This window comes from Acinetobacter sp. CY79 (assembly GCF_059515845.1).
In genome coordinates, this window is record NZ_JCAKMY010000028.1 from 1 (window position 1) to 22,458 (window position 22,458).

A 22,458-nucleotide genomic window follows, 5' to 3' on the forward strand; every position below is an offset into this window, starting at 1 on the left:
TTCGATTAATCAATCAGTAAAAATCCACACAAGTTGTTCTTCATAATCTCTTAATGATCTTCTCGTTGGTTCGTCACCAGCAAGCTAGGTCGGCTATACTACTCTCTTTCGATAAATAGTCAACTGCAATTTCAAATTATTTTAAACTTTCTTTCTAAAACCCAACTTAATCATTTTTAACTAAGTTACTGTTTTATCAGAAGTTTTAATCTTCATCACCGCCGATGGATGTGCATTCTACAGCATTTCAGATCCGTTGCAATACCCTTTTTTAACTTTATTTAACAAATGACCATTTTTTCCTCTAAATTCACGTTGATTTGATTTATTGATTCATTTTTTAAGCTATTTATATTTTTTTATATGTTTTAAACTAACCAATAATACAACGACTAAAATACTAAATTTTAAATGGCGCCATTTATAAATAGAAAATTCTTCTGTTTCGGGGTACTACTTTTATTGAGTAGTCTTTCTCATGCCAATTCAAATCACTCGATCTTTACTATTACGTTTTCAATTATGAGCTATGTGAAGTGGTCAAGCCAAAATCCCAGCTTATGTGTTGTAGATGATCAGATAACTCAAAATGAATTGGCTGTCATCGCAAGTTCCAAAAAACCCAACTTAAAAGTCATAAACGTTTCATCAAACAACATAGCTAACCTTAAATGCGATGCCATTTTCTTTTCGAAAAACTCCCCTTCTCAAGAACAGAATATTATTAATAATTTAAAGACTCCCCCTGCACTTTCATTTTCAATCAACAACAATGATTGTGAGATTGGAAGTGTATTCTGCTTATATACATCTAAAGGTGGCAAATCTCTTTTTAAAGTAAATCTTGACAGCTTAGCTAAAACAAAAATTCATATTGATCCCCGCGTCTTACTTCTAGCGCAACAAACGGAGTAAGTATCATGATTAAAAAATATTTTGATTTACGCTCACTTCAATCAGTATTTAGAAGATCGCAATTTATTATTTTTGCGATCACCTTCTTAATTTGTACACTGACTTTTACATCAATTTCAGTTTTCACTGTAAATTCTTATGCAAAACAAAATTTGCTTTTGGTGAGCCGAACAGTTGCAGAACGAATCCAACCTGCTTTGGTATTCCAAGACGAACTGACATTGAATCAAATTATTCAAGAATATACACAACAACATTCTGTTCGATCCATTCAAATCAACAATAGTATTGGGCAACCTATTACTAATAGTATTAAAGATATTCATCACTACTCATCACTACAAAATATCTTTGATCAATTATTTTTTAAAGAACCATTACGTATAGATGTAAATCATAATAGTGAAAAAGTCGGTGAAGTTGTTTTATATGGCAGTTCAAATAAAATTTTAATTTTTATGCTTAAAATTTTTCTAGGCTTATTGCTCGGCATGCTGTTCATGGTATTTGCATTATGGTGGTCAGTAAATATCACCTATCAACATATTATGAATTCAATTTCACCAATCAGTCATATCGCACAAATAGTAAGTAAACAAAAAGCGTATAATTTAAGATTTCCACAAAACAATATTAAAGAATTTGATGATCTTAATATTGTATTTAACGAATTATTGGAAGAAATTCAGTCATGGCATATTCACTTACAAAGTGAAAATAGCCAACTGACTCACCAAGTCCAACATGATGATCTGACTCAACTACCTAATCGAAATTATTTCAATCAGGTTTTACAGGATGTTTTTTCAAATCCTGAATTACGTGAGCATGCAGCACTCGTGTTTATTGACAGCAATAACTTTAAAAACATCAATGATAAGTATGGTCATCCAGTTGGCGATGAAGTTTTAAAAGAAACAGCCAGAAGACTAAAAACAAGTACTCGGCAAAATGATTTTGTTGCTCGATTAAGTGGTGACGAATTTGCCATTATCCTCAAATCAGTCAACCAAGTAGAGCACCTGATTTCTATCGCAGAGAATTTAATTAAGTGCTGTGCAGAACCACTAATTTACAAAGATCACGTTGTTCCTTTTAGTTTCAGTATTGGAATTGCAATTGCAAAAGAAGCGAACAGTCCCGAAGACTTAGTCGCACAAGCTGACCAAGCAATGTATAAAGCAAAAACACTCAAACATCATTGGTTCATTTATCATTCTTAAACTTATTCTAAGGTTGCAAATAATGTTTAATCGAAAATTAAAATTTATTGTTTTAGGGATTCTACTTATTACACTGTCAGGTTGTTTAAGTTTTGGTTCTCTCAATTATAAACAAGTTAAAATGCTGAAACAGCAAGGTTTCGTATTAACTGAAGAAGGTTGGAGTTTAGGTTTACCTGAGCGTTTATTGTTTGATTTTAATGCTTCAGAAATTTCAACACAAAAACATGCTGAAATAAATCAACTTGCAACGCAACTGCATAAGTTCAAATTAAATAAAGTGAAAGTTGTTGGACATAGCGATAATGTTGGCGATCCCGATTACAACTTAAAGCTTTCCCAGAAACGCGCAGAAAGTGTTGCTCAAATATTTTTAGCAAACCAATTCCAACCACAGAATATTCAAATAATAGGTAAAGGTTCATCCCAACCTATTGAGCATGCTGATACTGAAGCTGCACGCGCAGCCAATAGACGCGTTGCGATTATCATTATCCCTTAATATTTCATTCATGTAAAAAAGACTCCCTATAGAGTCTTTTTTTTGTTGCTGCAGTTTAATAGATTTTTATAGACGTAAAAAAACCGCTATTAAGCGGATCATTTTTCAATGTTCAAACTTTATTTAAATGGTCGGAGCAGTAGGATTCGAACCTACGACCCCCTGGTCCCAAACCAGGTGCGCTACCAAACTGCGCCATACTCCGATTCTCATAAGAGAGTGGGGTGGATGAAGGGGCTCGAACCCTCGACAACCGGAATCACAATCCGGGGCTCTACCAACTGAGCTACAACCACCATTACAACATTTTAGATTCTACAACATCAAACGACCAGATGGCGCGCCTGACAGGATTCGAACCTGTGACCATCCGCTTAGAAGGCGGATGCTCTATCCAACTGAGCTACAGGCGCATTACCTAACGATCTAAGATCACTGGAAAACCTTGCCTTGAAGAATTGGTCGGAGCAGTAGGATTCGAACCTACGACCCCCTGGTCCCAAACCAGGTGCGCTACCAAACTGCGCCATACTCCGATTCATCTCAGCTTTGGTACCGTCCAACTTATCTTTCGATGTATCGTTCGGTACGGTGTGCATTCTAGGCGCGACGCTTAATCTCGTCAACACCTATATTCAAAAAAAATGAAAATAATGCTTCAAATGTATATTTATCAAGCATTTTAGCCACTTTTATCGTTTTAAAGAGGCACTAAAGTTCAACATTCGATCTAAAGGCTGTTTTGCACGTTTTGACAATGCGGCATCAACGAATATTTCTTGATCGCCTTTGCGTAAAACATCCAAAATACCATCTAATTCATTCATCGCCATCCACGGGCAGTGCGCACAAGAACGACAAGTCGCACCCTCTCCTGCTGTTGGCGCCTCGATTAATGTCTTGTCTGGTACCATTTGTTGCATTTTGTAGAAAATACCGCGATCTGTTGCGACGATCATGGTATCGTGTAGAAGCTCTTGTGCCGCCTTAATCAACTGTGAAGTACTACCTACAGCATCCGCAACTTCAATCACCGATTCTGGAGACTCTGGATGCACCAGCACAGCTGCATTAGGATAAAGCGCTTTCATCTGTGCAATACCACGTGCTCGGAATTCTTCATGCACAATACAAGAGCCATCCCAAAGCAACATGTCTGCGCCCGTTTTCTTTTGAATGTAACGACCAAGGTGCTGATCAGGCGCCCAAATGATTTTTTCACCTAGACTATCGAGGTGCTCAATAATCTCAACCGCACAACTAGATGTCACCACCCAATCTGCGCGTGCTTTGACTGCTGCTGATGTATTGGCATACACAACCACAGTATGCTCTGGATGTGCATCACAGAAAGCTGTGAACTCGTTTACAGGACATCCAAGGTCTAGGGAGCAGGTTGCCTCCAACGTCGGCATCAGTACTGTTTTTTCAGGCGATAAGATCTTCGAGGTTTCCCCCATAAACTTTACACCAGCCACAACCAAGGTTTTTGCTGGATGATCACGACCAAAACGCGCCATCTCTAAAGAGTCAGAAACGCAACCACCCGTCAATTCAGCAAGTTCCTGAACTTCAGGATCACAATAATAATGTGCAACCAATACAGCATCGCGCTTAATCAATTCCGCTTGGATTTGTGCAAATTTCTGTTTTTTCAGTTCAGGAGATATTACATGCTCCTTCACTTCACCCAATAAGTCTAAATGCGCTTGTACAATCGTCTTTGCATCGTTGGCAATTAAATTGGTTGCATCATTCATTCTAGCTGTCTCTATCCTTAGCGCTCAAGTGAGCTATCACACACCGATTGATAATTTGGCAGTTTGCTTTTTACCAATCATTAAAATATATAAAAAAGCCTCAATCATATTGAGGCTTTTTTGCATTAAGAACGATAATCAGCATTAATCTTGACGTAGTCATAAGACAAGTCGCAGGTATAGACCGTATCTTTGGCTACCCCTCGACCTAGATCAACACGTATCATGATCTCTGCTTGATTCATCACTTTGGCACCTGCTTCTTCTGTATAGTCTGCTGCCGCACCACCATCTTTACAGATTTGCACATCATCCAACCAGACTTGGATTTTCTCAACGTTCAAATCTTTTACACCTGCATAACCAATCGCTGCAAGGATACGCCCCCAGTTAGGATCAGATGCAAAGAATGCCGTTTTGACTAACGGAGAATGCGCAATACTATATGCAATATCACAGCATTCTTGAGTATTTGCGCCCCCTTCAACAGCTACAGTAATAAACTTCGTTGCACCTTCACCGTCACGAACGATGAGTTGTGCTAAACGTTTCATAATACGCGTTAATACTTCTAGAACGACTGCATAGCGAGCATCTTCAGTTGATGTAATTTCTGCACCACCAGCTTGACCCGTTGCTGCAAAAATACATGAGTCATTCGTCGAGGTATCACCGTCAATCGTAATACGGTTAAATGACTGCTCTACTGTCGCCTTAAGTAATTGCTGTACCAATGCTCTCGAAATTGGAGCATCTGTCGCAACAAAACCCAGCATGGTTGCCATATTTGGACGAATCATGCCTGCACCTTTTGAAATACCCGTCATGCTATACAGCACACCATCCATTTCAAACTGTTCAGAAGCGCCCTTTGGCAAAGTATCTGTGGTCATAATGCCAGCAGCTGCCAAAGCCCATGCATCATCAACAAGCGTGTCGAATGCAGGTTTAAGGCCTTGAATTAGACGATCCATTGGCAATTGCTCACCAATCACACCAGTTGAGAAAGGTAGAACTTCATTTGTATCCACATTGGCAATTTTGGCAAATTCAGTACACGTTGTTTGAGCATTTTGCATTCCCGTTGGACCTGTACCTGCATTGGCATTACCAGTATTAATCACCAGATAACGTGGATTAGTTTCAGCCAAATGTGCTTTAGATACATGCACAGGCGCTGCACAGAATGCATTCTGTGTAAACACACCTGCAACATTCGTCCCTGCTGAAAATTCAAAAACAACTAAATCACGTCGGTTTGGATAACGCACATACGCTTCTGCTGAGCCTATTTTTACACCTTTTACCACATGCATCTGTGGCATCGCCACGTCACCAACCGCCATTTTTAAATGTCCAAAATTGAATTAAAGGAAAACTAAGCTTAGTAGAAAAGAGTCAAAAAATCGAGTCGTTCTATACCGCATTTTTTGCTTATATGAGCTTTTATAAAACAATACCAGCAAAAGCTGCTGGTATTGATCTTAAGATTAAAGCCAATAGTGTTGAAAATTATTGAGCATTTCCATCCAATAAAGCTTGTTTGGCTTTTTCTTGACTCGAAGCAGATAATGCTGGGTTAGATGCCACGATACGATTTGCCGTTGCAGGCGTTACCGCAGAAATAGCCGCTGTTTTCAAAATGATTGGGCGACCGCCTGTATTCCCCAAAGTATAGCGAATACCAGTACGCGGGCTAATCACTGTCGTAGAATTATCTTTCACTTCAGCTTGAGCAACTTGAGCACCCGTCGCCGCTTTTACTTTATCAACAGTTGTGGTTTGTGTCGCAGCATTTGCAAATGCAAGAGTCGGTAGTGCCAATGCGATAGCGAAGATTGGTTTTAATAGTTTTTTCATTTTCTTTCCAATGTTTCATTCATGACATGTAAATAACATTAACTTATTCATTAGGCAATATTTATTCACATCTTGTAAATATCAAACCACGATTTAATCCATAATCCAACGCATAAAATATACTCATCCAAATAAAAAAAGCAGAATCTAAATTCTGCTTTTTCTGAATATCATGTTTAATTCTAAGGATACATTAAGTCAGATCTTAGATTTTACCGTGACATTGCTTGTATTTAAGACCTGAGCCACATGGACAAGGTGCATTACGACTTTCAGGTGGGATGATTACATCACCCGCAGATTGATTTACATCTTGCTCAACAACTGTTTCTTCACCCGTTAAACCATCCACTTCAGCATGTGACAATGACAACTGCATTGCCTCAGCTTGAGCTTGTTGCTGTGCTTCCATCTCAGCCAGCTCTTCAGGTGTTGGTAAACGAACCAATGACAAGTCAGTCACCACATCAGACTTAATCACAGCCAACATATTGACGAATAAGTTAAATGCTTCTTTCTTATATTCCTGTTCAGGATTTTTCTGCGCATAGCCACGCAAGTGAATCCCTTGACGCAAGTAATCCATAGCCGCCAAATGATCTTTCCAATGACGATCAAGCGAGCTCAACATAAAGTTACGCTCTAACATCGCAGCTGATTCTTCACCCATTTGCTCACGGCGAGAACGATAACGTGAAATGACTTCATCAGTAATGCGTTCTACCAATGCTTCTTCATCTAGACGACGATCATTCTCAAGCCATTCGTTGACAGGCAAATTGATACCAAAATCAGCATTGAGTGCTTGCTCTAGACCTGCAATATCCCATTGATCATGAATTGACTCAGGCGGGATGAAGTTTTCAATCACCCCTTTCATCACTTCGCGATGCATACCTTCGATGTAATCTTGTAAAGTGCTTGCAGCAAGGACTTCATCACGCTGTGAGTAAATAATCTTACGTTGTTCATTGTTGACATCATCGTACTTCAATAGATTCTTACGAATATCAAAGTTACGAGCTTCAACTTTACGCTGTGCATTTTCGATTGAACGCGACACCATTTTGTGTTCGATCGCTTCATTTTCTTGCAAGCCCATCGCACGCATCATACCGACAACACGATCACCTGCGAAAATACGCATCAAATCATCTTCAAGTGATAAGAAGAAGCGAGAAACACCAGGGTCACCCTGACGACCTGAACGACCACGTAGCTGGTTATCAATACGACGTGATTCATGGCGTTCAGAACCAATGATATGCAACCCGCCTGAAGCAAGCACCATTTCATTGTTTTGTTCCCACTCTGCTTTCAGACGTGCTTCGTCCTCTGCAGTTGGATTTTCAATTTTTGCGAGTTTAGATTTCCAGTTACCACCCAGTAAGATATCTGTACCACGACCCGCCATATTGGTTGCGATGGTCACTGCACGCGGAGAACCCGCTTGCGCAATAATATCGGCTTCACGCTCATGCTGTTTCGCATTCAATACCTCGTGGGTAATCCCCGCCTCTTTCAATTTATCAGACAAAATTTCAGAAGCTTCAATGGTCGCTGTACCAATCAAAATTGGGGCAACGCCAGCTTCGTGAATTTTTTTAATCTCTTCAATAATGGCGTTGTATTTACCGTTACGGTTTAAATAGATTAAATCGTTTTGGTCATTACGCACCATTGGGCGATGTGTAGGAATCAGTACCACATCTAAACCATAAATTTCTTTCATTTCCGCCGCTTCAGTATCAGCAGTACCTGTCATACCGGAAAGCTTTTTATATAAACGGAAATAGTTCTGGAATGTCGTTGTTGCAAGCGTTTGGTTTTCAGGTTGGATTTCCAACCCTTCTTTCGCTTCAACGGCTTGATGCAGACCTTCAGACCAACGACGACCTGGCATCGTACGACCTGTATTTTCATCGACAATAATCACTTCACCATCATTGATGATGTATTGAACATTACGCTGGTAAAGATAATGAGCACGAATCGCAGCAGTCACATGATGAACCAAATTCAGATTTGCAGCCGAATATAAGCTCTCGCCTTCAGCCAACAAGCCCATTTCAATCAATTCAGCTTCAACCGCCTCAAAACCTGCTTCAGTGATTTCAACTGAGCGTTGCTTTTCATCAATCCAGAAATGACCACCATCGGCCACTTTTTCTTCTTTTTGAGCATGCAACTTGGGTGGAATCGCATTGATTGCCGCATAAAGCTGAGAAGAATCTTCACTTTGACCTGAAATGATCAAAGGTGTACGTGCCTCATCGATCAAGATCGAATCGACCTCATCAATAATCGCATACGTTAAACCGCGCTGTTTTTTCTCAGCGAGAGAAAACACCATGTTGTCACGTAGATAGTCGAAACCAAATTCATTGTTTGTGCCATAGGTAATATCAGCGCGATACGCTTCCGCTTTTTCAAACGGCGCTTGCATTGAATAAATAACACCGACGCTCAGACCTAAAAACTCATAGAGCGGACGGTTTAACTCAGCATCACGTTGTGCCAAGTAATCGTTCACCGTAATGACATGCACACCTTGTTCGGTAATTGCATTGAGGTATACCGCCAAAGTACCCATCAGGGTTTTACCTTCACCAGTACGCATTTCTGCAATTTTACCTTCATGTAAGGTAATACCACCGATCAGCTGAACGTCATAGTGACGCATCCCCATAATGCGCTTACCCGCTTCACGGCACACCGCAAAAGCTTCTGGTAGCAACTTATCTAGGCTTTCGCCTTTCTTATATCGTTGTTTGAATTCTTCGGTTTTTGCAGATAAATCTGCATCACTTAATGCAGAGATCGTCGGCTCGAGCGCATTGATCTTCTCGACAATTTTACGCATACGCTTCAGTTCGCGCTCGTTTTTAGTACCGAAGATACCTCCGATCAGACTTGCCAACATGTATAAACTCTCTAAAACTTGCTTATTAAAAATAAATTTTTTCTCAGACGTTATTATGGTGCTAGAAATTTGAAGTACAAGGGTTTTAAACAAAAGCATTCAAAAAATTCTGACCAGTGCATTTACAGCATAGCGTCAAGGGCGAATTAATGTAGCAAATTTAATCGTTCTATAGATAGTTGATTCTTATCAAACAAATCATTTTTTTAAATAAATTTTAAGTATTTATCCATTTTTTTCATAATAAAAGCTTAAAACACTATTTTTCATTCTAAATAAAATCCTCCATATTCTGATTCAACATACACCATATACAGCATAAATGAGGATTTAACATGTCTTTACGTTTAGGTGATATTGCACCAGATTTCCAACAAGAATCGAGCCAGGGTACCATTAATTTTTACGAGTTTTTAGGTGATCATTGGGCAATTCTATTTTCGCACCCTGCTGACTTTACCCCAGTCTGCACCACTGAGCTTGGCTTTACGGCAAAACTCAAAGATGAATTTGAAAAACGTCATGTCAGAGCGATTGCTTTGTCTGTAGATGATGTCGAATCACATTATGGATGGATTCAAGACATCAATGAAACACAAAATACTCAAGTGAACTTTCCCATTCTTGCCGATAAAGATCGTAAAGTATCCACGCTTTATGATTTTATTCACCCCAACGCCAGCGAAACCACGACTGTACGTTCTTTGGTGGTGATCGATCCAGATAAAAAAGTGCGTTTAATCATCACTTACCCTGCTTCAACAGGTCGTAATTTCCATGAAATTTTGCGGGTCATTGATTCTTTACAACTCACAGAGAACCACAAAGTTGCTACCCCTGCTAACTGGCAACAAGGTGAAGACGTCGTGATTGTCCCTGCGTTAACAGATGAACAAGAAATTAAACAACGCTTCCCTCACGGGTATACAGCTGTTAAGCCTTATCTGAGATTTACGGCTCAACCCAAATAAAGAGCCATTATATCTTTTGACTTAGGTTCAAGATTCTTTGACGAGCCATCTTGAATCACACCGCTTATTTTCAAATAGGCCTTTTTCTTTAAACAACATTAAATCCAATTAAAATCAAAGCTACACCTCAATCATCAGATTCGTTTTTTTGATACTTTCATTCAGCTTTGGTTGCAAGAATCAACTTGAATCCACTGAACTTCGTCACCTAAAATCGCTTTAAATTTAAATCTTGAAAATATCTAGAACGACAATGAAAACAACACCAAATTTTAATCATTTCTGCTACAGCTTGATCCTCTCTAGTCTGCTTTTAACAGGCTGTATGACCACACCTACGCTGCCAGATGATCGCAGACCAAGCCATTGGGGAAAATCAATACAGCGCGCTGATAATTTCTACCAAATCAGTTCATTTGTGTTTCGAAGCGAACAGCCTGAAGCTGAGATTATTCCTTTACTTAAACAACATCGCATTCAAACCGTTATTAATTTACGTAGTCGTGATCAAGATTCCAAAGTTTTATCCAACACCGATTTAAATCTCGTTCATATTCCAATATACACGTGGGCAATTAGCCGAGAAGATTTGCTCAAAGTCATGCGTGAAATTCAACGTGCTCAATTGCAAGATAAAAACGTACTGATTCACTGCTATCACGGCTCAGATCGAACAGGTGCAAGTATTGCGATGTATCGCATTATTTTCGAACATTGGTCAACTCAAGATGCACTTGATGAGATGAAATATGGGGGTTATGGGTTTCATCCCATTTGGATCAACATCGAAAAAATATTCACCCCTGAAAATATAAAATGGATTCGAGAGCAACTTTCGAATCCATCTTAATTTTGTCAGAACATCTACACAAATTAGCGCTTATCTAAAGGCACCCAATCAATCACCCATGCTGACTTCATGTTCAGACTTGGATCAGTATTAATTTTCTTACGCGCTGCATCCGCAGTTTCACGGTCTTTCGAAGGGCCAACCATAATACGAATACCCTTTGACGTTGGGCTTTGCGTCACTTTATAGCCTTTGGCGCGAAGTTTCGCAGCAACGGCATCAGCATTTGCTTCATTGGCAGCCAGTGCCACTTGAACCATCCACTGTTTATCACCTTTTTCCAACAGCTCACGTGCTTTATCAGCTTCAGCTTTTTTCTTGGCTTCAGCAGCCTTTTTCTCAGCTTCCGCCTTACGTTTTGCATCAGCAGCTTTCTTATCAGCCTCAGCCTTACGCTTCTCATCAGCCGCTTTCTTTTCTGCTGCTGCCTTTTGTTCAGCTAGGCGTTTTTCTTCAGCCTTCTTCTGCTCTTCTGCTTTACGTTTTTGCTCAGCAGTCTGATCGGCTTGCGCATTCAACTGCTCTTGCTTCTTGGCTTCAGCTTTTTTGTCTTCAACTAACCGTTGAGCTTTGGCCTTTTCATCTTCAACCAACTCAGGGGGAATATGATCGGAGCTTTGCTGCGCCGTACGGTTTGCATTCATCGCAGCATATTCTTCAGCTGCCTTTTGAGCTGCTTGAGCTTCTGCTTGTTGTTGCATGCGTAAAAATTCAGCAGACTTTGCTTCTTGCTCTGCCACTGCCTTTTCCCGCGCGCGTCGTTGTTCTTCAAGCAGACGCTTTTCTGTTTCAACATCAACCGTTAAAGCTTCTAATTGAACTGCTTCAGCAGGACGATTGGCTTGTTGTTGTACTTTTTCAGTCGTCGGTGTTTGGACTTGGGTTTGATGTATTTCTTCTTTACCCTTTAATAGGAGGGCTGCCAATAAAACACCACCACCTAATAAAACAACGCCACCCATCCAACGCTGTTTGTTATTCATTGACATGCTCTAAATACTCCCAGACCGCTTCTAAGGTATGAAACGAACCACACACCAAAATCAGCTGATTATTATTTGTTTCTTCAAGCGCTGATTGAAATGCTGCTTGTACATTTTGATAGGGTTGAACTGTTTCACCTTGCAATGCGTTCTCTAATTGTTCTAAAGACGCAGCACGAGGCACAGCCATAGGTGCAATTTTCCACTCTAATATGGTATTTTTCAACAAGTTAACGACAGAATGAATATCTTTATCTGCAAGCATTGAAAAAACAGCAACCACTTCTGTGTACTGTTTATTGTATTCTAAGAAATTACGCAATTGCTTTAACAAAAATTCTACACCATGCGGATTATGTCCCGCATCAAAAATCACTGTTTTATCGGCGATTTTTCGTACGTCAAATCGCCCCTGAAGCTTGGCATTTTGAATCCCAATTGCGATTGCTTGTTGTGAAACTTTAAGTCCACTCAACAAAACAGCTGCGACAGCCGTCGAAATATTATCAAGTGCTAAAGAACCGATAGGCAGTTTTAAGGTTGTCCCTGCACTTGCAAAGTTCCAGGTTTTTCCATCCAGACTATCGTTATAAAAATAGTCCCGATTGACGCAATAGAGTTGAGTATTTGAGTCTTGTGCTTTTTGTTGAATCGCCAGAGGTAGGTCTTGCTGCCCCCCAAAAATCACAGGAATATTGGGACGAATAATACCGGCTTTTTCAAAGGCAATTTTTTCAATCGTGTCGCCCAACCAATCGACATGATCTAAACCAATATTGGTGATCACGGCAACATTCGGATTCACGACATTAACGACATCAAGACGACCACCTAGTCCAACTTCAAGCACCCAGACATCGCAAGCCTTCTGCTTAAAAATCACAAAGGCAGCCAGTGTCGTTGCTTCAAAAAAAGACAGACTGAGATTACATTTACGGCGAGCTTGATCGACCAATACAAAAGCAGAAATCAATGATTGATCATCAACTTCCTGACCAGCCAATTTGACACGTTCATTAAAACGATAGATATGCGGAGATTGATAGAGGCCTACATGATAGCCTTGAGCATTCAGAATAGAGGCCACAGTGGTTGAGGTTGAGCCTTTGCCATTTGTTCCAGCAACGGTCACCACTTTAGCATCCGGTGTAACCACACCGAGTTTTTCTGCCACAGGGATGACCCGCTCTAAGCCTAAATCAATCCCTGTAACGTGAACATGGCTCCAATAATCGAGCCATGTTTGTAAATCATCAGTTTCTAATGGTGCTGTGTGCATCAAGGCAAATTCATCAACTTCGCTACTATACGGTAAACTGTATCACGTAATGCATGACGATGGACAATTTGATCGACCACACCATGATCAAGTAAAAATTCTGCACGTTGGAACGGTTCTTCCAGTTTTTCTCGAACAGTTTGCTCAATCACACGCTTACCAGCAAAACCAATCATTGCTTTCGGTTCAGCAATGTGTACATCACCCAGCATTGCCAGTGACGCAGTTACACCACCGTATACGGGATGTGTTAATACCACGATATACGGTACACGTGCATCTTTCATTTTTTGGATTGCAGCCGAAGTACGTGCCATTTGCATCAAAGACAACATGCCTTCTTGCATACGCGCACCGCCAGATGCAGCAAAACAAATCATCGGTTGTTTGGTTTCAATCGCTTTTTCAGCGGCTTGAACAAAACGGTCACCGACTACAGTCCCCATTGATCCGCCCATAAAATCAAATTCAAAAGCACATGCAATTAAAGATAAGCCTTTGATTTGACCCTGCATCACCACTAATGCTTCAGTTTCGCCTGTTTTTTCTTGTGCTTCTTTCATACGCACAGGATAGGCTTTGCTGTCGACAAACTTGAGAGGATCTTTTGCAACGAACTCTTGACCAAACTCTTTGCCTGTTTGATCAAAGAACCAATTCAAACGATCACGGGCTTTCATTTTCAAATGTTCATCACATTGTGGACAAACATAAGCATTGAAAGACATCGCTGTACGGGTAACCAAAGCGTGGCATTCTGGACACTCTATGGTCGGTTCAGTAAATGTCGCTTTTAATGTCTGTTGTTCATCAGGAACATGAATGCCCGGAACAGAACGTTCTGTCCATGGTGTAATTGGACTCAAAACTTTCCCTGATTTCACTTCTTGATTCATACTAACTCATCGAGCGCAGCTCGAAGCTCCTTAACTTTATTGACCGCTTGCTCAGCAGCTTGTTCGGGTGCAAGGGTTGCAAAAGGTTTCACAAATGCACTACCCACAATCACAGCATCAGCCACGCTTCCCATTGCTTTCGCAGAAGCCGCATCACTAATTCCGAAGCCAACACCTACAGGTACATTGGTGACAGCTTTAATTTTTTGGATACGCGCCGCAGCCTCTGCGACATCCAAAGTTGCTGCACCCGTCACACCTTTCAGTGAAACATAGTAAATAAAGCCACTTGCTTGATTTGCTACATGTTGGATACGTTGATCTGTCGATGTTGGTGCGAGCAAGAAAATTTGATCCATATTGTATTTTTTCAATACTGTATCTAAATCTTTTGCTTCCTCTGGTGGTAAGTCCACCAAAAGAACACCGTCTACACCACTTTCGTGTGCAATCGAAACAAAACGCTCATAGCCGATCACTTCAACAGGGTTTAAATAGCCCATCAGTACAACAGGTGTTTCACTGTCTTTCTCACGGAACTGCTTTACCATGTTTAATGCATCGAGGGTATTGGTACCCGCAGCTAGAGCCCGTTCAGCAGCCAGAGCAATTACTGGACCATCTGCCATTGGGTCGGAAAATGGCAATCCAAGTTCAATGACATCTACCCCTGCCTCAACCATTTGATGTAACAGTGGAACTGTTACCACGGGTTGTGGGTCACCTGCCATAACATACGAAACTAAAGCTTTACGCTGTTGAGATTTAAGCTGTGAAAATCGTGTGGCTAAACGTGACATAGGGGCTTACATTCCTTGAATTGTTTAAAATTGAGGAGTTGATATTGTAAAAATACAAGTCATCTCATTGTAACGCTATTTTTTACTCGATGAACAGAGCGAAACTGAGACAACACTACCTCAAATTCATTTAACAACACAGTGCACATTTATCAATATTTTGATTTTTTTCACAATGATCAAAAACACCTATTTTCGCTTTATTTTAAAATCATCAACGTTAATACTGACTTAGATATATTGATAAAAAAACATTATAAAAAAGTCAGTTAGAGTTTACATTTTAATTTTCCTTAAATAGCAAAAGCTGATTTATACTTCCCCCGTTTACTTATTTATTACTTTTTTATGACGACTCCCACATCAGGTAAAGCTCATCCTCGAGCGCTTGCCTTGCTTCCACTTATTGTTTTTTTAGCCATTTTTTTAGGCAGCGGTATTTATCACTCCCTGATTGGGACAGAATTTGCCTTCTATCAAATCAAAGCACCTGTTGCAGCGATCCCTGCAATTATTCTGGCTGTCATTCTATACAAAGGTAAATTAAACGCAGGAATAGAAGAATTTCTCCGCGGTGCAAGCCATCCCAATTTAATTCTGATGTTTATGGTCTTTATGCTTGCTGGAGCATTTGCAAGTGTCAGTAGCCTGATTGGTAGTGTTGATGCAACAGTTCAGTTTGGTTTATCCATTATTTCACCTGAATTCATTCTGCCCATGCTATTTATCATCTCGGCATTCATTGCAACAGCGATGGGTACATCCATGGGGACCATCGCAGCCTGTGCACCGATTGCTTTTGGCTTTAGCCAAGTCACTGAAATTAATGTGCTTTATGCCATTGGTGCGGTAATTAGTGGTGCCATGTTTGGTGATAATTTATCCATGATTTCAGATACGACGATTGCAGCTACACGCAGTCAAAATGTCGAATTACGTGATAAATTTCGGGTCAACGTCTGGATTGCTGTGCCAGCAGCCCTGATCACTTTGATCATTTATATTTCTTTTAGTAATTCCAGCCAAACCGTAGATTATAAAGCTTACAACCCTTGGCTGATTGTTCCTTATATTGCCGTGTTCTTTTTGGCTTTTAGTCGATGGCATGTGCTCGCCGTATTGACGATTGGCATTTTGATTTCTGGATTTATTGGTTACACCGTTCAACCTGATTTCAGCATTCAAAAACTCAATACCTCCATTTATGATGGCTTTGTGGGGATGTTTGAAGTCGCACTGTTGTCCATGATGCTTGGTGGGCTTTCTGCGATTATGCAAAAAGAAGGTGGTCTGGAATGGCTCATTCAGCGTATTTACAGCGTGACTCGATTATTTAAAGTCGGTACACAACGCGCGGGCGAAATTGGCATTTGCTTCTTAGTCATCTTCTCTAATCTTTTTGTGGCAAATAATACCGTAGCGATTATTTTATCTGGAGATATGGCGCGTGAAGTTGCCAAAGAGTACGGCGTTGATCCAAAACGTGCCGCGGCCTTGTTAGATATCTTCTCTTGTGTGATTCAAGGACTGATTCCTTACGGCGCACAGCTTCTGTTAGCCTGCTCTATTGCAAAACTCTCACCCGTCGAAATGATTACAAGTATTTATTACTGCTGGGTGTTGGCAATATTTGCAGTTTTGGCAATTATTTTCCGTTTTCCACGTCTTAAACAAGTCAGCACTACAGCGAATACTTAAATTTAGCTTGGATCCATTGGTTCATGATTAACATAGTGCTAAGCATTACAATAGAAACGAAAAAGGTGAGTTTAGACTCGCCTTTTTATTTAAATTAATAATTTAAACTCTGACAAAAACTGGTTAGAACGTCTTCTCTTTTTTATATTGCAGCAACGTTTTCCCTCTGCACGCTTTGTATGCTCGTGCCAATGCAGACTGATCCGAATAACCTAACTGATTGGCAATCTCGGATAAACTACACGTTTGATTCAGTAATTTTTCACACAGTTGCATACGTTCATCATCTAAAATTTCTTTGAATGTGGTGTGCTCGATTTTTAACTGTCTTTGAAGCGTTCGTACTGAAATATGCAATTGTTGAGCAATTTCTTCAATTTTAGGTGCTTGATGTTTGGCTTTTAGATAATCTGCAATATAAATCTGTAGTTGGTGCTTCGTACTGTTATGCTCATGATTCAAATGCTGTTTTGAAGCAATCGCATCTTCCGCTTGTTTCAAAAGTAACTCCATCAACGACGGATCTGCCTGTTCTAACTCTACATCCAGGCTGCTTAGACTAATCTCAAATTCATATCTTGAATGATTAAATATCACGTCACAGCCATAAAATTTCTGATAATGATAAATCGGCATTTGAGGCGGATGCGCAAAGCTAATTTTTTGCAAGGGAAAATGATTTAAACCTACGATTTGATGTGCCATTTCTATGATAAATGCACTATTCAATTCATTAATTAAAATATAGTCATCCGTAATATAGGGCCAACTCAAAATCAGCGCTTGACCATTATGGCTCATTTGCATCGGTGTAATTTCTTCGCCATCAATCACCAGCCGACTAAAGCGCATCATATAATCGATTGACTCTGAAATTCTTTGGCTTCGCGTAGCCATATAACCGACCAAACCAAAATGCTCTGCTTTAATATATTTCGCCATGTCAAAGCAAATATTGGGAATTCCTAAAGCCTGTTGGGTCAACTGAATACACTGTTCAAAAAGCCGATATGACGATTGCTGTGCAATAGGCGCCGAGAGTATTTCTAATAGTTGTGTTTTGAATCCATGTGATTCTGCAAATGCCAAAGCATCCAAGTGTTGATGCGAGATATATGTTTTCCAGAGATGAAAATATCCATTGGGAATATGTATATCCTTCATCAGTACACCCATTGCAATGCTTTAAGCTGACTTCTCAAATCAGTATTCTCATTCTAACATTCGTTATTTTGATTTGTCGTAAACTGTATAAAAAATGGCAAGAACTGTCAAAACAAAGTTGTGAGCGGACGCCATACTGACTACAACTCAATAATGCTCTAAAAATAAGATGAACGCATTTACACAATATTCAGTCGAAGCCGTAGTACGTAACAACTTCGATTTTAAGTTAGAAGATATTCCGCGCTTTTGGTTTGGTGGAGATCCATTCAAAACACGTATGTTCGATGCTTTAAGCTTAACTTTCCCAGATGGAGAACGTTACTTCATTGAGTCCGTTCGTCTGTTTAGAGACAAAATCTCTGATCCAGACCTACAACAACGCGTTGCCGATTTTATCCGCCAAGAAGCACAACATGGCATCGCACATGACAAAATGAATCAAGTAATGAAAAATCAAGGCATGCCTGTTGATCAATTTATTAAAGTTTTAAACAAAATGTTTAAATTCGAGCTCACCAAACGCTCCCCTGCTTATAACATTGCAATGACAGCTGCCGCAGAACATTTAACGGCATTAATGGCAGATACTTTTTACAGTCACAAAGAAACCTTACAGGATGCTCATCCCTATGTCCGTGCCTTATTGGCCTGGCATGCGATTGAAGAAATGGAGCATCGAGATGTTGCTTTTGATGTCATGAAACAAGTAGGAGGAGTCCCTGAACTGACTCGAAAATTTGCCTTAGCATTCACCACGGTATTAATGCTTGGCTTTACCACATATCGTGCCAATATCATGCTCAAATACGATGGTTTTGACCGTTTATCTAGGCTGAAAATGACTGTTAAAGGTCTGCCTTGGTTTATTGGAAGCAATGGCATGCTCACCAAAATGCGTAAACCTTATGCTGAATGGTTTAAGCAAGATTTTCATCCAAGCCACCATCCGATTATTGCTCAATACAATGTTTGGTTGGAAACACTAGCAGAAACCAACGATCCCATCCAAGCGGGTGAAGCATTTTGGCAAGCAGGTAAATAAATTAGCTCTGAAGTGCTTGATTGGTTAACATTTTAAAATCAATTGATCATGTTAAGCTCAATACACTGAGTCGATGCACTGAGTTGTTGAGTATTCATAAAGAGCATTATGATAAATAAAATGATCTTTCATGATAGAGACCCTATTTCATTTATTTTGCATAATCTGAATTCAATTGATTTGAGCGATAAAAATAAAATGAATGCAATTAATCATCCTTCTTTCGATCCAGTGGTTCGTAAAAATCTAGATTTTCGCTTAGATGAAGTACCGCGCTTCTGGTTCGATAATGATCCTTTTAAAACAAGACTCTTTGATGCATTGAGTTTAACCTTTCCAGATGGAGAACGTTATTTCATTGAATGTGTACGACTTTTTCAAAATCAAATCGAAGATCCTGAGTTAGCCAGTCGTGTGAAAGATTTCATTCAACAAGAAGCGCAACATGGCATTTCACATGACAAAATGAATAAAATTTTGATCAATCAAGGAATGCCAATTGAAAAATATATTCGACAGGTCAATCAACGTTTCAAACACGCCCTAAAACGTTATCCAAACACCTTTAATATTGCGATTACAGCCTCATGCGAGCATTTGACAGCATTGATGGCGACCACATTTTTTAGCGAAAAAAGCACCATGCAGGGTGCACACCCCTTTGTTCGTGGACTTTTTGCTTGGCATAGTATTGAGGAAATGGAGCACCGCGACGTTGCTTATGATGTGATGGTTGATGTTGCGAAAACTTCAAACGTGGTTCGGTATACCGCTCTGATTTTGGTTACGATCATGATGTTTGGTTTTACCATGCAACGAACTCATGGTTTGTTAAAACAAGATGGATTTACTCGTATTGAAAGAGTCAAAATGTTTAAAGAAGGCTTGAAATGGCTCCTTGGTCAAAAAGGCATATTGACCCTAAAAAAACAGGACTATTTAGATTGGTTTGATCCTGAATTTCACCCGAGTCAACATCCGATTATTCAACAATATCAAGTTTGGGTGGAGACTTTAGCGAAAACACAAGATCCCATAGTCGCAGGTGAGGCTTTTTGGCAGGCAGCTCACTGATCTAATCTTTTAAGTAAAAAAGCTCACCTGATTAGATGAGCCTTTATGAGGATCTCAACCATTCACCACTTCGCGTAGTGTTGCTCAAGCAGTCCATATTGTTGATCAAAATGAACAACACCCTGATCTTCTGTTTCAATCTGTCCTGTAATTTTAGATTGCCATTGGCTAAATTGACTACCGACCATCCGTAGATTCATATTCTCATAACGGCGCCAACCCGTTTCAACCACTAAATTGAGTTTGTTGTCTAAAGAACGAATGGACCAATGATTTTCATCGGTCACTTCAAATAATACATCAGCCAATGGATACATCCGTCCATTGATCCAGAGGCAATTTTCATTGCCAAAGCTTTCATTTACACCTGATGCTAAGTTAATTCCAATTCGATTTTGTTGTTGATCCCAGAAATTACAAGACAACCAAAACCATGCCGTTTCAGGTCTTAAAAAACCACAAGTATCATCCAATGCCGCAAAACTACGTTCATTAAAGTCAATGCGTTCGCCTTGTTTATTGAAGAAAAAGCCTTCAACAGCCAAAGTCGTTAATTTTTGAGTATAGGTCCAACCATTGGTTCCTGTCGGACTACACATCGATAAAGGATCTGTACCTGCACAAAAAATTCGAGCACGAAGCTGTTCTTCGCCATGTTTTTTTACTGCAATATAACGCACGCCATTGGCATGTTGAATATCAAGTTCGAAGGGAGAATGACTAAAATGACTATGATTAAATAAAGGTTGCTCATCTACAAGCGTAGCACGAGCCAACACATTGATGGCATTCCACTCTAACACTTGTTGGGTCTGATGATCATAGATATAGATAAATCCATGCCCTGCCCACGCAATATCTGCAATCGCAAGTCCAATACTATAGTGTTCATGTTGAATGCTACAAAACTTAAACTTCTTAAATTTAAGTTTCTTACGCCAACTTTTTAAAGTTTTTCCATAAGGCGTTTTATATACATACTTAGAAACAGTAATGGCACTTGGCAACTCAGCAAACCGCCCGAAACGGGGCTGTCCATTTATTTGTATTAAATCCATTTAAAAGCAGCCTAATGATCGTCTATAAATTTAGACTTTAGTCGAACTTTGTCATTATTACTGATTTTTGGAAATTAGCAAATTACTAAAATGATCAATTTAATTTTTTTAGTCGCCAGCTACTCGACTGGCTCAACTAAAAAATTAAATCAGGTTCATTGCTTCGCTCTATTACCATTTTCCCTCACCCAAAGCCTGTCCAATAAATTGATACTGTGCTTCAGATCTTGAGAATTTAATAGGAAATGCCAACTGTGGTTCTGTCTCAGATGAATCGAGTTTCATTGGTACATTGACAACCCAACCACGTTGTTGGGCCAAATCTGATGTTAAAGCTTCATCTAGTTGCATCACAGGCTCAACGCAGACATCTAATTCTGAAAATATAGTTTTCCATTGATCAAATGTTTTTTCAGCAATCTTCATTTGTATCGCTTCTTTGACGGCTTTACGCTCATCACGATCAAATGAAGCACCTTTTTGCAAGAGAATGGGTAAATCCAAAGTTGTTGCTAAGCCAGACATAAATTGTGGCTCTAAACTCCCAATGGAAAGGTATCGACCATCACTGGTTTTGTAATAATCATAAAAAGTACCACCATTAAGATGTTCACTTTCAGGCTGTTGTTTTGCATCCCCCGCTAAAACCGCTGCAGCTGCCATATTATTTAAAGTGACCGCACAATCTGTCATGGAAATATCAATAAACTGCCCTAAACCACTAGTTTGACGCTCAATCACTGCAGATAAAATACCAATTACAGCATGCAATGAGCCTCCCGCAACATCAGCAATTTGTATCCCCATCGGCGGTGGACCATTTTCCAAACGACCAGAATGACCAGCGATGCCAGACAATGCCACATAATTAATGTCATGCCCTGCTTTACTTTTATACAAGCCTGTTTGACCATATCCTGTAATTGAACAGTAAATTAATCGCGGGTTAATCTCCGATAATGTTGCATAATCCAAACCTAAACGTTGCATAACATCAGGTCTAAATTGCTCAACGACAATATCGTATTCAGATATTTTCTGCTTAATCAGTGTAATACTTTCAGGATTTTTTAAATCTAAGGTAACTGATTGTTTATTACGATTTAAATAGCTATGTGAAGTCGCTTGACCATTGGCATAAGGCGGTAATAATCGGATTAAGTCAGGCCGTGTGGGTGATTCCACATGCACGACTTCTGCTCCCATATCCGCTAGATATAAAGTGGCGAATGGCCCTGGTAATAGGGTCGAAAAATCGAGTACTTTGAGTCCTTTTAAAGCTGCGTTCATTGATTATTGATCCGTGATTATGTTGATTTTTCATTCATATTAAAAATTTAAATTGAGCTAAACAATGTCATGTTCAGCCATTTACCTTGATCATTTCGGCAATTTATGATGTATCAGAGCAATTACTCTAGTCATAATTGCTAATTTATATTCTAGTGTTATTTAGG

The 22,458-nt window shown here is 39.7% G+C and carries 19 protein-coding genes and 4 tRNA genes; 8 read left to right on the forward strand and 15 right to left on the reverse strand.

Going from position 1 to position 22,458, the window contains the following annotated elements; all coding sequences use genetic code 11:
* Window positions 1-411: 411 nt before the first annotated feature.
* The 3 genes from yfiR to yfiB are packed head-to-tail and all read left to right on the forward strand — an operon-like array spanning window position 412 to window position 2,640.
* Window positions 412-915 carry a regulatory sequestration protein YfiR gene (gene yfiR, locus AC5YCE_RS11895; RefSeq protein WP_496126321.1) on the forward strand — a complete coding sequence of 168 codons (504 nt, stop codon included), beginning with the start codon at window positions 412-414 and terminating at the stop codon, window positions 913-915.
* Window positions 916-920: 5 nt separating this feature from the next.
* Entirely contained in the window at window positions 921-2,138 is a 1,218-nt protein-coding gene (gene dgcN / locus AC5YCE_RS11900; RefSeq protein ID WP_496126320.1) for a diguanylate cyclase DgcN/YfiN, read from the forward strand.
* A gap of 22 nt (window positions 2,139-2,160) precedes the next feature.
* Entirely contained in the window at window positions 2,161-2,640 is a 480-nt protein-coding gene (gene yfiB, locus AC5YCE_RS11905) for an outer membrane lipoprotein YfiB (RefSeq protein ID WP_496172187.1), read from the forward strand.
* 128 nt (window positions 2,641-2,768) lie between these two features.
* On the opposite strand, the gene AC5YCE_RS11910 is transcribed toward yfiB, so the two are convergent.
* The 8 genes from AC5YCE_RS11910 to secA form a co-directional block, all read right to left on the reverse strand.
* Window positions 2,769-2,845 (reverse strand) — tRNA-Pro (locus AC5YCE_RS11910).
* A 15-nt stretch (window positions 2,846-2,860) separates the two neighbouring features.
* Window positions 2,861-2,936: transfer RNA gene (locus AC5YCE_RS11915), tRNA-His, on the reverse strand.
* 40 nt (window positions 2,937-2,976) lie between these two features.
* Window positions 2,977-3,053, reverse strand: a tRNA-Arg gene (locus AC5YCE_RS11920).
* A gap of 46 nt (window positions 3,054-3,099) precedes the next feature.
* Window positions 3,100-3,176, reverse strand: a tRNA-Pro gene (locus tag AC5YCE_RS11925).
* Window positions 3,177-3,332: 156 nt separating this feature from the next.
* On the reverse strand, window positions 3,333-4,400 hold the full coding sequence (gene nadA / locus AC5YCE_RS11930; protein WP_496172188.1) for a quinolinate synthase NadA: 1,068 nt from the start codon (window positions 4,398-4,400) through the stop codon (window positions 3,333-3,335).
* 125 nt (window positions 4,401-4,525) lie between these two features.
* Window positions 4,526-5,746 carry a bifunctional glutamate N-acetyltransferase/amino-acid acetyltransferase ArgJ gene (gene argJ / locus AC5YCE_RS11935; RefSeq protein WP_496172189.1) on the reverse strand — a complete coding sequence of 407 codons (1,221 nt, stop codon included), beginning with the start codon at window positions 5,744-5,746 and terminating at the stop codon, window positions 4,526-4,528.
* Between the two features lie 166 nt (window positions 5,747-5,912).
* Window positions 5,913-6,260 (reverse strand): hypothetical protein, encoded by a 348-nt coding sequence (locus AC5YCE_RS11940; RefSeq protein ID WP_496126316.1) that lies wholly within the window; start codon window positions 6,258-6,260, stop codon window positions 5,913-5,915.
* A 205-nt stretch (window positions 6,261-6,465) separates the two neighbouring features.
* Window positions 6,466-9,183 (reverse strand): preprotein translocase subunit SecA, encoded by a 2,718-nt coding sequence (gene secA, locus AC5YCE_RS11945; protein ID WP_496126315.1) that lies wholly within the window; start codon window positions 9,181-9,183, stop codon window positions 6,466-6,468.
* Between the two features lie 335 nt (window positions 9,184-9,518).
* Between secA and AC5YCE_RS11950 the strand changes: the two genes are divergently transcribed.
* Together AC5YCE_RS11950 and AC5YCE_RS11955 are read left to right on the forward strand one after the other, a co-directional pair.
* On the forward strand, window positions 9,519-10,154 hold the full coding sequence (locus AC5YCE_RS11950) for a peroxiredoxin (protein WP_496172190.1): 636 nt from the start codon (window positions 9,519-9,521) through the stop codon (window positions 10,152-10,154).
* 253 nt (window positions 10,155-10,407) lie between these two features.
* On the forward strand, window positions 10,408-11,004 hold the full coding sequence (locus AC5YCE_RS11955) for a dual specificity protein phosphatase family protein (RefSeq protein WP_496172191.1): 597 nt from the start codon (window positions 10,408-10,410) through the stop codon (window positions 11,002-11,004).
* A gap of 23 nt (window positions 11,005-11,027) precedes the next feature.
* Here AC5YCE_RS11955 and AC5YCE_RS11960 read toward each other — a convergent pair whose 3' ends face one another.
* From AC5YCE_RS11960 to trpA, 4 genes are read right to left on the reverse strand one after another with little or no spacing between them, the layout of a single operon-like run.
* A complete protein-coding gene (locus AC5YCE_RS11960; protein ID WP_496172192.1) occupies window positions 11,028-11,993 on the reverse strand; it encodes an SPOR domain-containing protein in 966 nt (321 codons plus the stop codon).
* On the reverse strand, window positions 11,980-13,269 hold the full coding sequence (folC, locus tag AC5YCE_RS11965; RefSeq protein ID WP_496172193.1) for a bifunctional tetrahydrofolate synthase/dihydrofolate synthase: 1,290 nt from the start codon (window positions 13,267-13,269) through the stop codon (window positions 11,980-11,982). The genes AC5YCE_RS11960 and folC overlap by 14 nt, the downstream gene beginning before the upstream one ends.
* Window positions 13,266-14,162, reverse strand: a complete 897-nt coding sequence (accD, locus tag AC5YCE_RS11970; RefSeq protein WP_496126310.1) for an acetyl-CoA carboxylase, carboxyltransferase subunit beta — start codon at window positions 14,160-14,162, stop codon at window positions 13,266-13,268. Before accD ends, folC begins: the two co-directional genes overlap by 4 nt.
* Window positions 14,159-14,962 carry a tryptophan synthase subunit alpha gene (gene trpA, locus AC5YCE_RS11975; RefSeq protein WP_496126309.1) on the reverse strand — a complete coding sequence of 268 codons (804 nt, stop codon included), beginning with the start codon at window positions 14,960-14,962 and terminating at the stop codon, window positions 14,159-14,161. Before trpA ends, accD begins: the two co-directional genes overlap by 4 nt.
* Window positions 14,963-15,310: 348 nt before the next feature.
* Between trpA and AC5YCE_RS11980 the strand changes: the two genes are divergently transcribed.
* Window positions 15,311-16,660, forward strand: a complete 1,350-nt coding sequence (locus AC5YCE_RS11980) for a Na+/H+ antiporter NhaC family protein (protein ID WP_496172194.1) — start codon at window positions 15,311-15,313, stop codon at window positions 16,658-16,660.
* A gap of 123 nt (window positions 16,661-16,783) precedes the next feature.
* On the opposite strand, the gene AC5YCE_RS11985 is transcribed toward AC5YCE_RS11980, so the two are convergent.
* On the reverse strand, window positions 16,784-17,824 hold the full coding sequence (locus AC5YCE_RS11985; protein ID WP_496172195.1) for a helix-turn-helix transcriptional regulator: 1,041 nt from the start codon (window positions 17,822-17,824) through the stop codon (window positions 16,784-16,786).
* A gap of 169 nt (window positions 17,825-17,993) precedes the next feature.
* Between AC5YCE_RS11985 and AC5YCE_RS11990 the strand changes: the two genes are divergently transcribed.
* Window positions 17,994-18,869 (forward strand): metal-dependent hydrolase, encoded by an 876-nt coding sequence (locus AC5YCE_RS11990; protein WP_496172196.1) that lies wholly within the window; start codon window positions 17,994-17,996, stop codon window positions 18,867-18,869.
* Window positions 18,870-19,067: 198 nt separating this feature from the next.
* Window positions 19,068-19,943, forward strand: a complete 876-nt coding sequence (locus tag AC5YCE_RS11995; RefSeq protein WP_496172197.1) for a metal-dependent hydrolase — start codon at window positions 19,068-19,070, stop codon at window positions 19,941-19,943.
* Between the two features lie 62 nt (window positions 19,944-20,005).
* On the opposite strand, the gene AC5YCE_RS12000 is transcribed toward AC5YCE_RS11995, so the two are convergent.
* Window positions 20,006-21,001, reverse strand: coding sequence for a DUF2804 domain-containing protein (locus AC5YCE_RS12000; RefSeq protein WP_496172198.1), 996 nt, complete (start codon window positions 20,999-21,001; stop codon window positions 20,006-20,008).
* Between the two features lie 171 nt (window positions 21,002-21,172).
* Entirely contained in the window at window positions 21,173-22,291 is a 1,119-nt protein-coding gene (locus AC5YCE_RS12005) for a CaiB/BaiF CoA transferase family protein (protein WP_496172199.1), read from the reverse strand.
* Window positions 22,292-22,458 lie beyond the last annotated feature (167 nt).

Bases quoted from the DNA above. Each gene is read 5' to 3' on its own strand.
- yfiR (WP_496126321.1), top strand. From the start codon at position 412: ATGGCGCCATTTATAAATAGAAAATTCTTCTGTTTCGGGGTACTACTT.
- dgcN (WP_496126320.1), top strand. From the start codon at position 921: ATGATTAAAAAATATTTTGATTTACGCTCACTTCAATCAGTATTTAGA.
- yfiB (WP_496172187.1), top strand. From the start codon at position 2,161: ATGTTTAATCGAAAATTAAAATTTATTGTTTTAGGGATTCTACTTATT.
- nadA (WP_496172188.1), bottom strand. From the start codon at position 4,400: ATGAATGATGCAACCAATTTAATTGCCAACGATGCAAAGACGATTGTA.
- argJ (WP_496172189.1), bottom strand. From the start codon at position 5,746: ATGGCGGTTGGTGACGTGGCGATGCCACAGATGCATGTGGTAAAAGGT.
- AC5YCE_RS11940 (WP_496126316.1), bottom strand. From the start codon at position 6,260: ATGAAAAAACTATTAAAACCAATCTTCGCTATCGCATTGGCACTACCG.
- secA (WP_496126315.1), bottom strand. From the start codon at position 9,183: ATGTTGGCAAGTCTGATCGGAGGTATCTTCGGTACTAAAAACGAGCGC.
- AC5YCE_RS11950 (WP_496172190.1), top strand. From the start codon at position 9,519: ATGTCTTTACGTTTAGGTGATATTGCACCAGATTTCCAACAAGAATCG.
- AC5YCE_RS11955 (WP_496172191.1), top strand. From the start codon at position 10,408: ATGAAAACAACACCAAATTTTAATCATTTCTGCTACAGCTTGATCCTC.
- AC5YCE_RS11960 (WP_496172192.1), bottom strand. From the start codon at position 11,993: ATGTCAATGAATAACAAACAGCGTTGGATGGGTGGCGTTGTTTTATTA.
- accD (WP_496126310.1), bottom strand. From the start codon at position 14,162: ATGAATCAAGAAGTGAAATCAGGGAAAGTTTTGAGTCCAATTACACCA.
- trpA (WP_496126309.1), bottom strand. From the start codon at position 14,962: ATGTCACGTTTAGCCACACGATTTTCACAGCTTAAATCTCAACAGCGT.
- AC5YCE_RS11980 (WP_496172194.1), top strand. From the start codon at position 15,311: ATGACGACTCCCACATCAGGTAAAGCTCATCCTCGAGCGCTTGCCTTG.
- AC5YCE_RS11985 (WP_496172195.1), bottom strand. From the start codon at position 17,824: ATGAAGGATATACATATTCCCAATGGATATTTTCATCTCTGGAAAACA.
- AC5YCE_RS11990 (WP_496172196.1), top strand. From the start codon at position 17,994: ATGAACGCATTTACACAATATTCAGTCGAAGCCGTAGTACGTAACAAC.
- AC5YCE_RS11995 (WP_496172197.1), top strand. From the start codon at position 19,068: ATGAATGCAATTAATCATCCTTCTTTCGATCCAGTGGTTCGTAAAAAT.
- AC5YCE_RS12000 (WP_496172198.1), bottom strand. From the start codon at position 21,001: ATGGATTTAATACAAATAAATGGACAGCCCCGTTTCGGGCGGTTTGCT.
- AC5YCE_RS12005 (WP_496172199.1), bottom strand. From the start codon at position 22,291: ATGAACGCAGCTTTAAAAGGACTCAAAGTACTCGATTTTTCGACCCTA.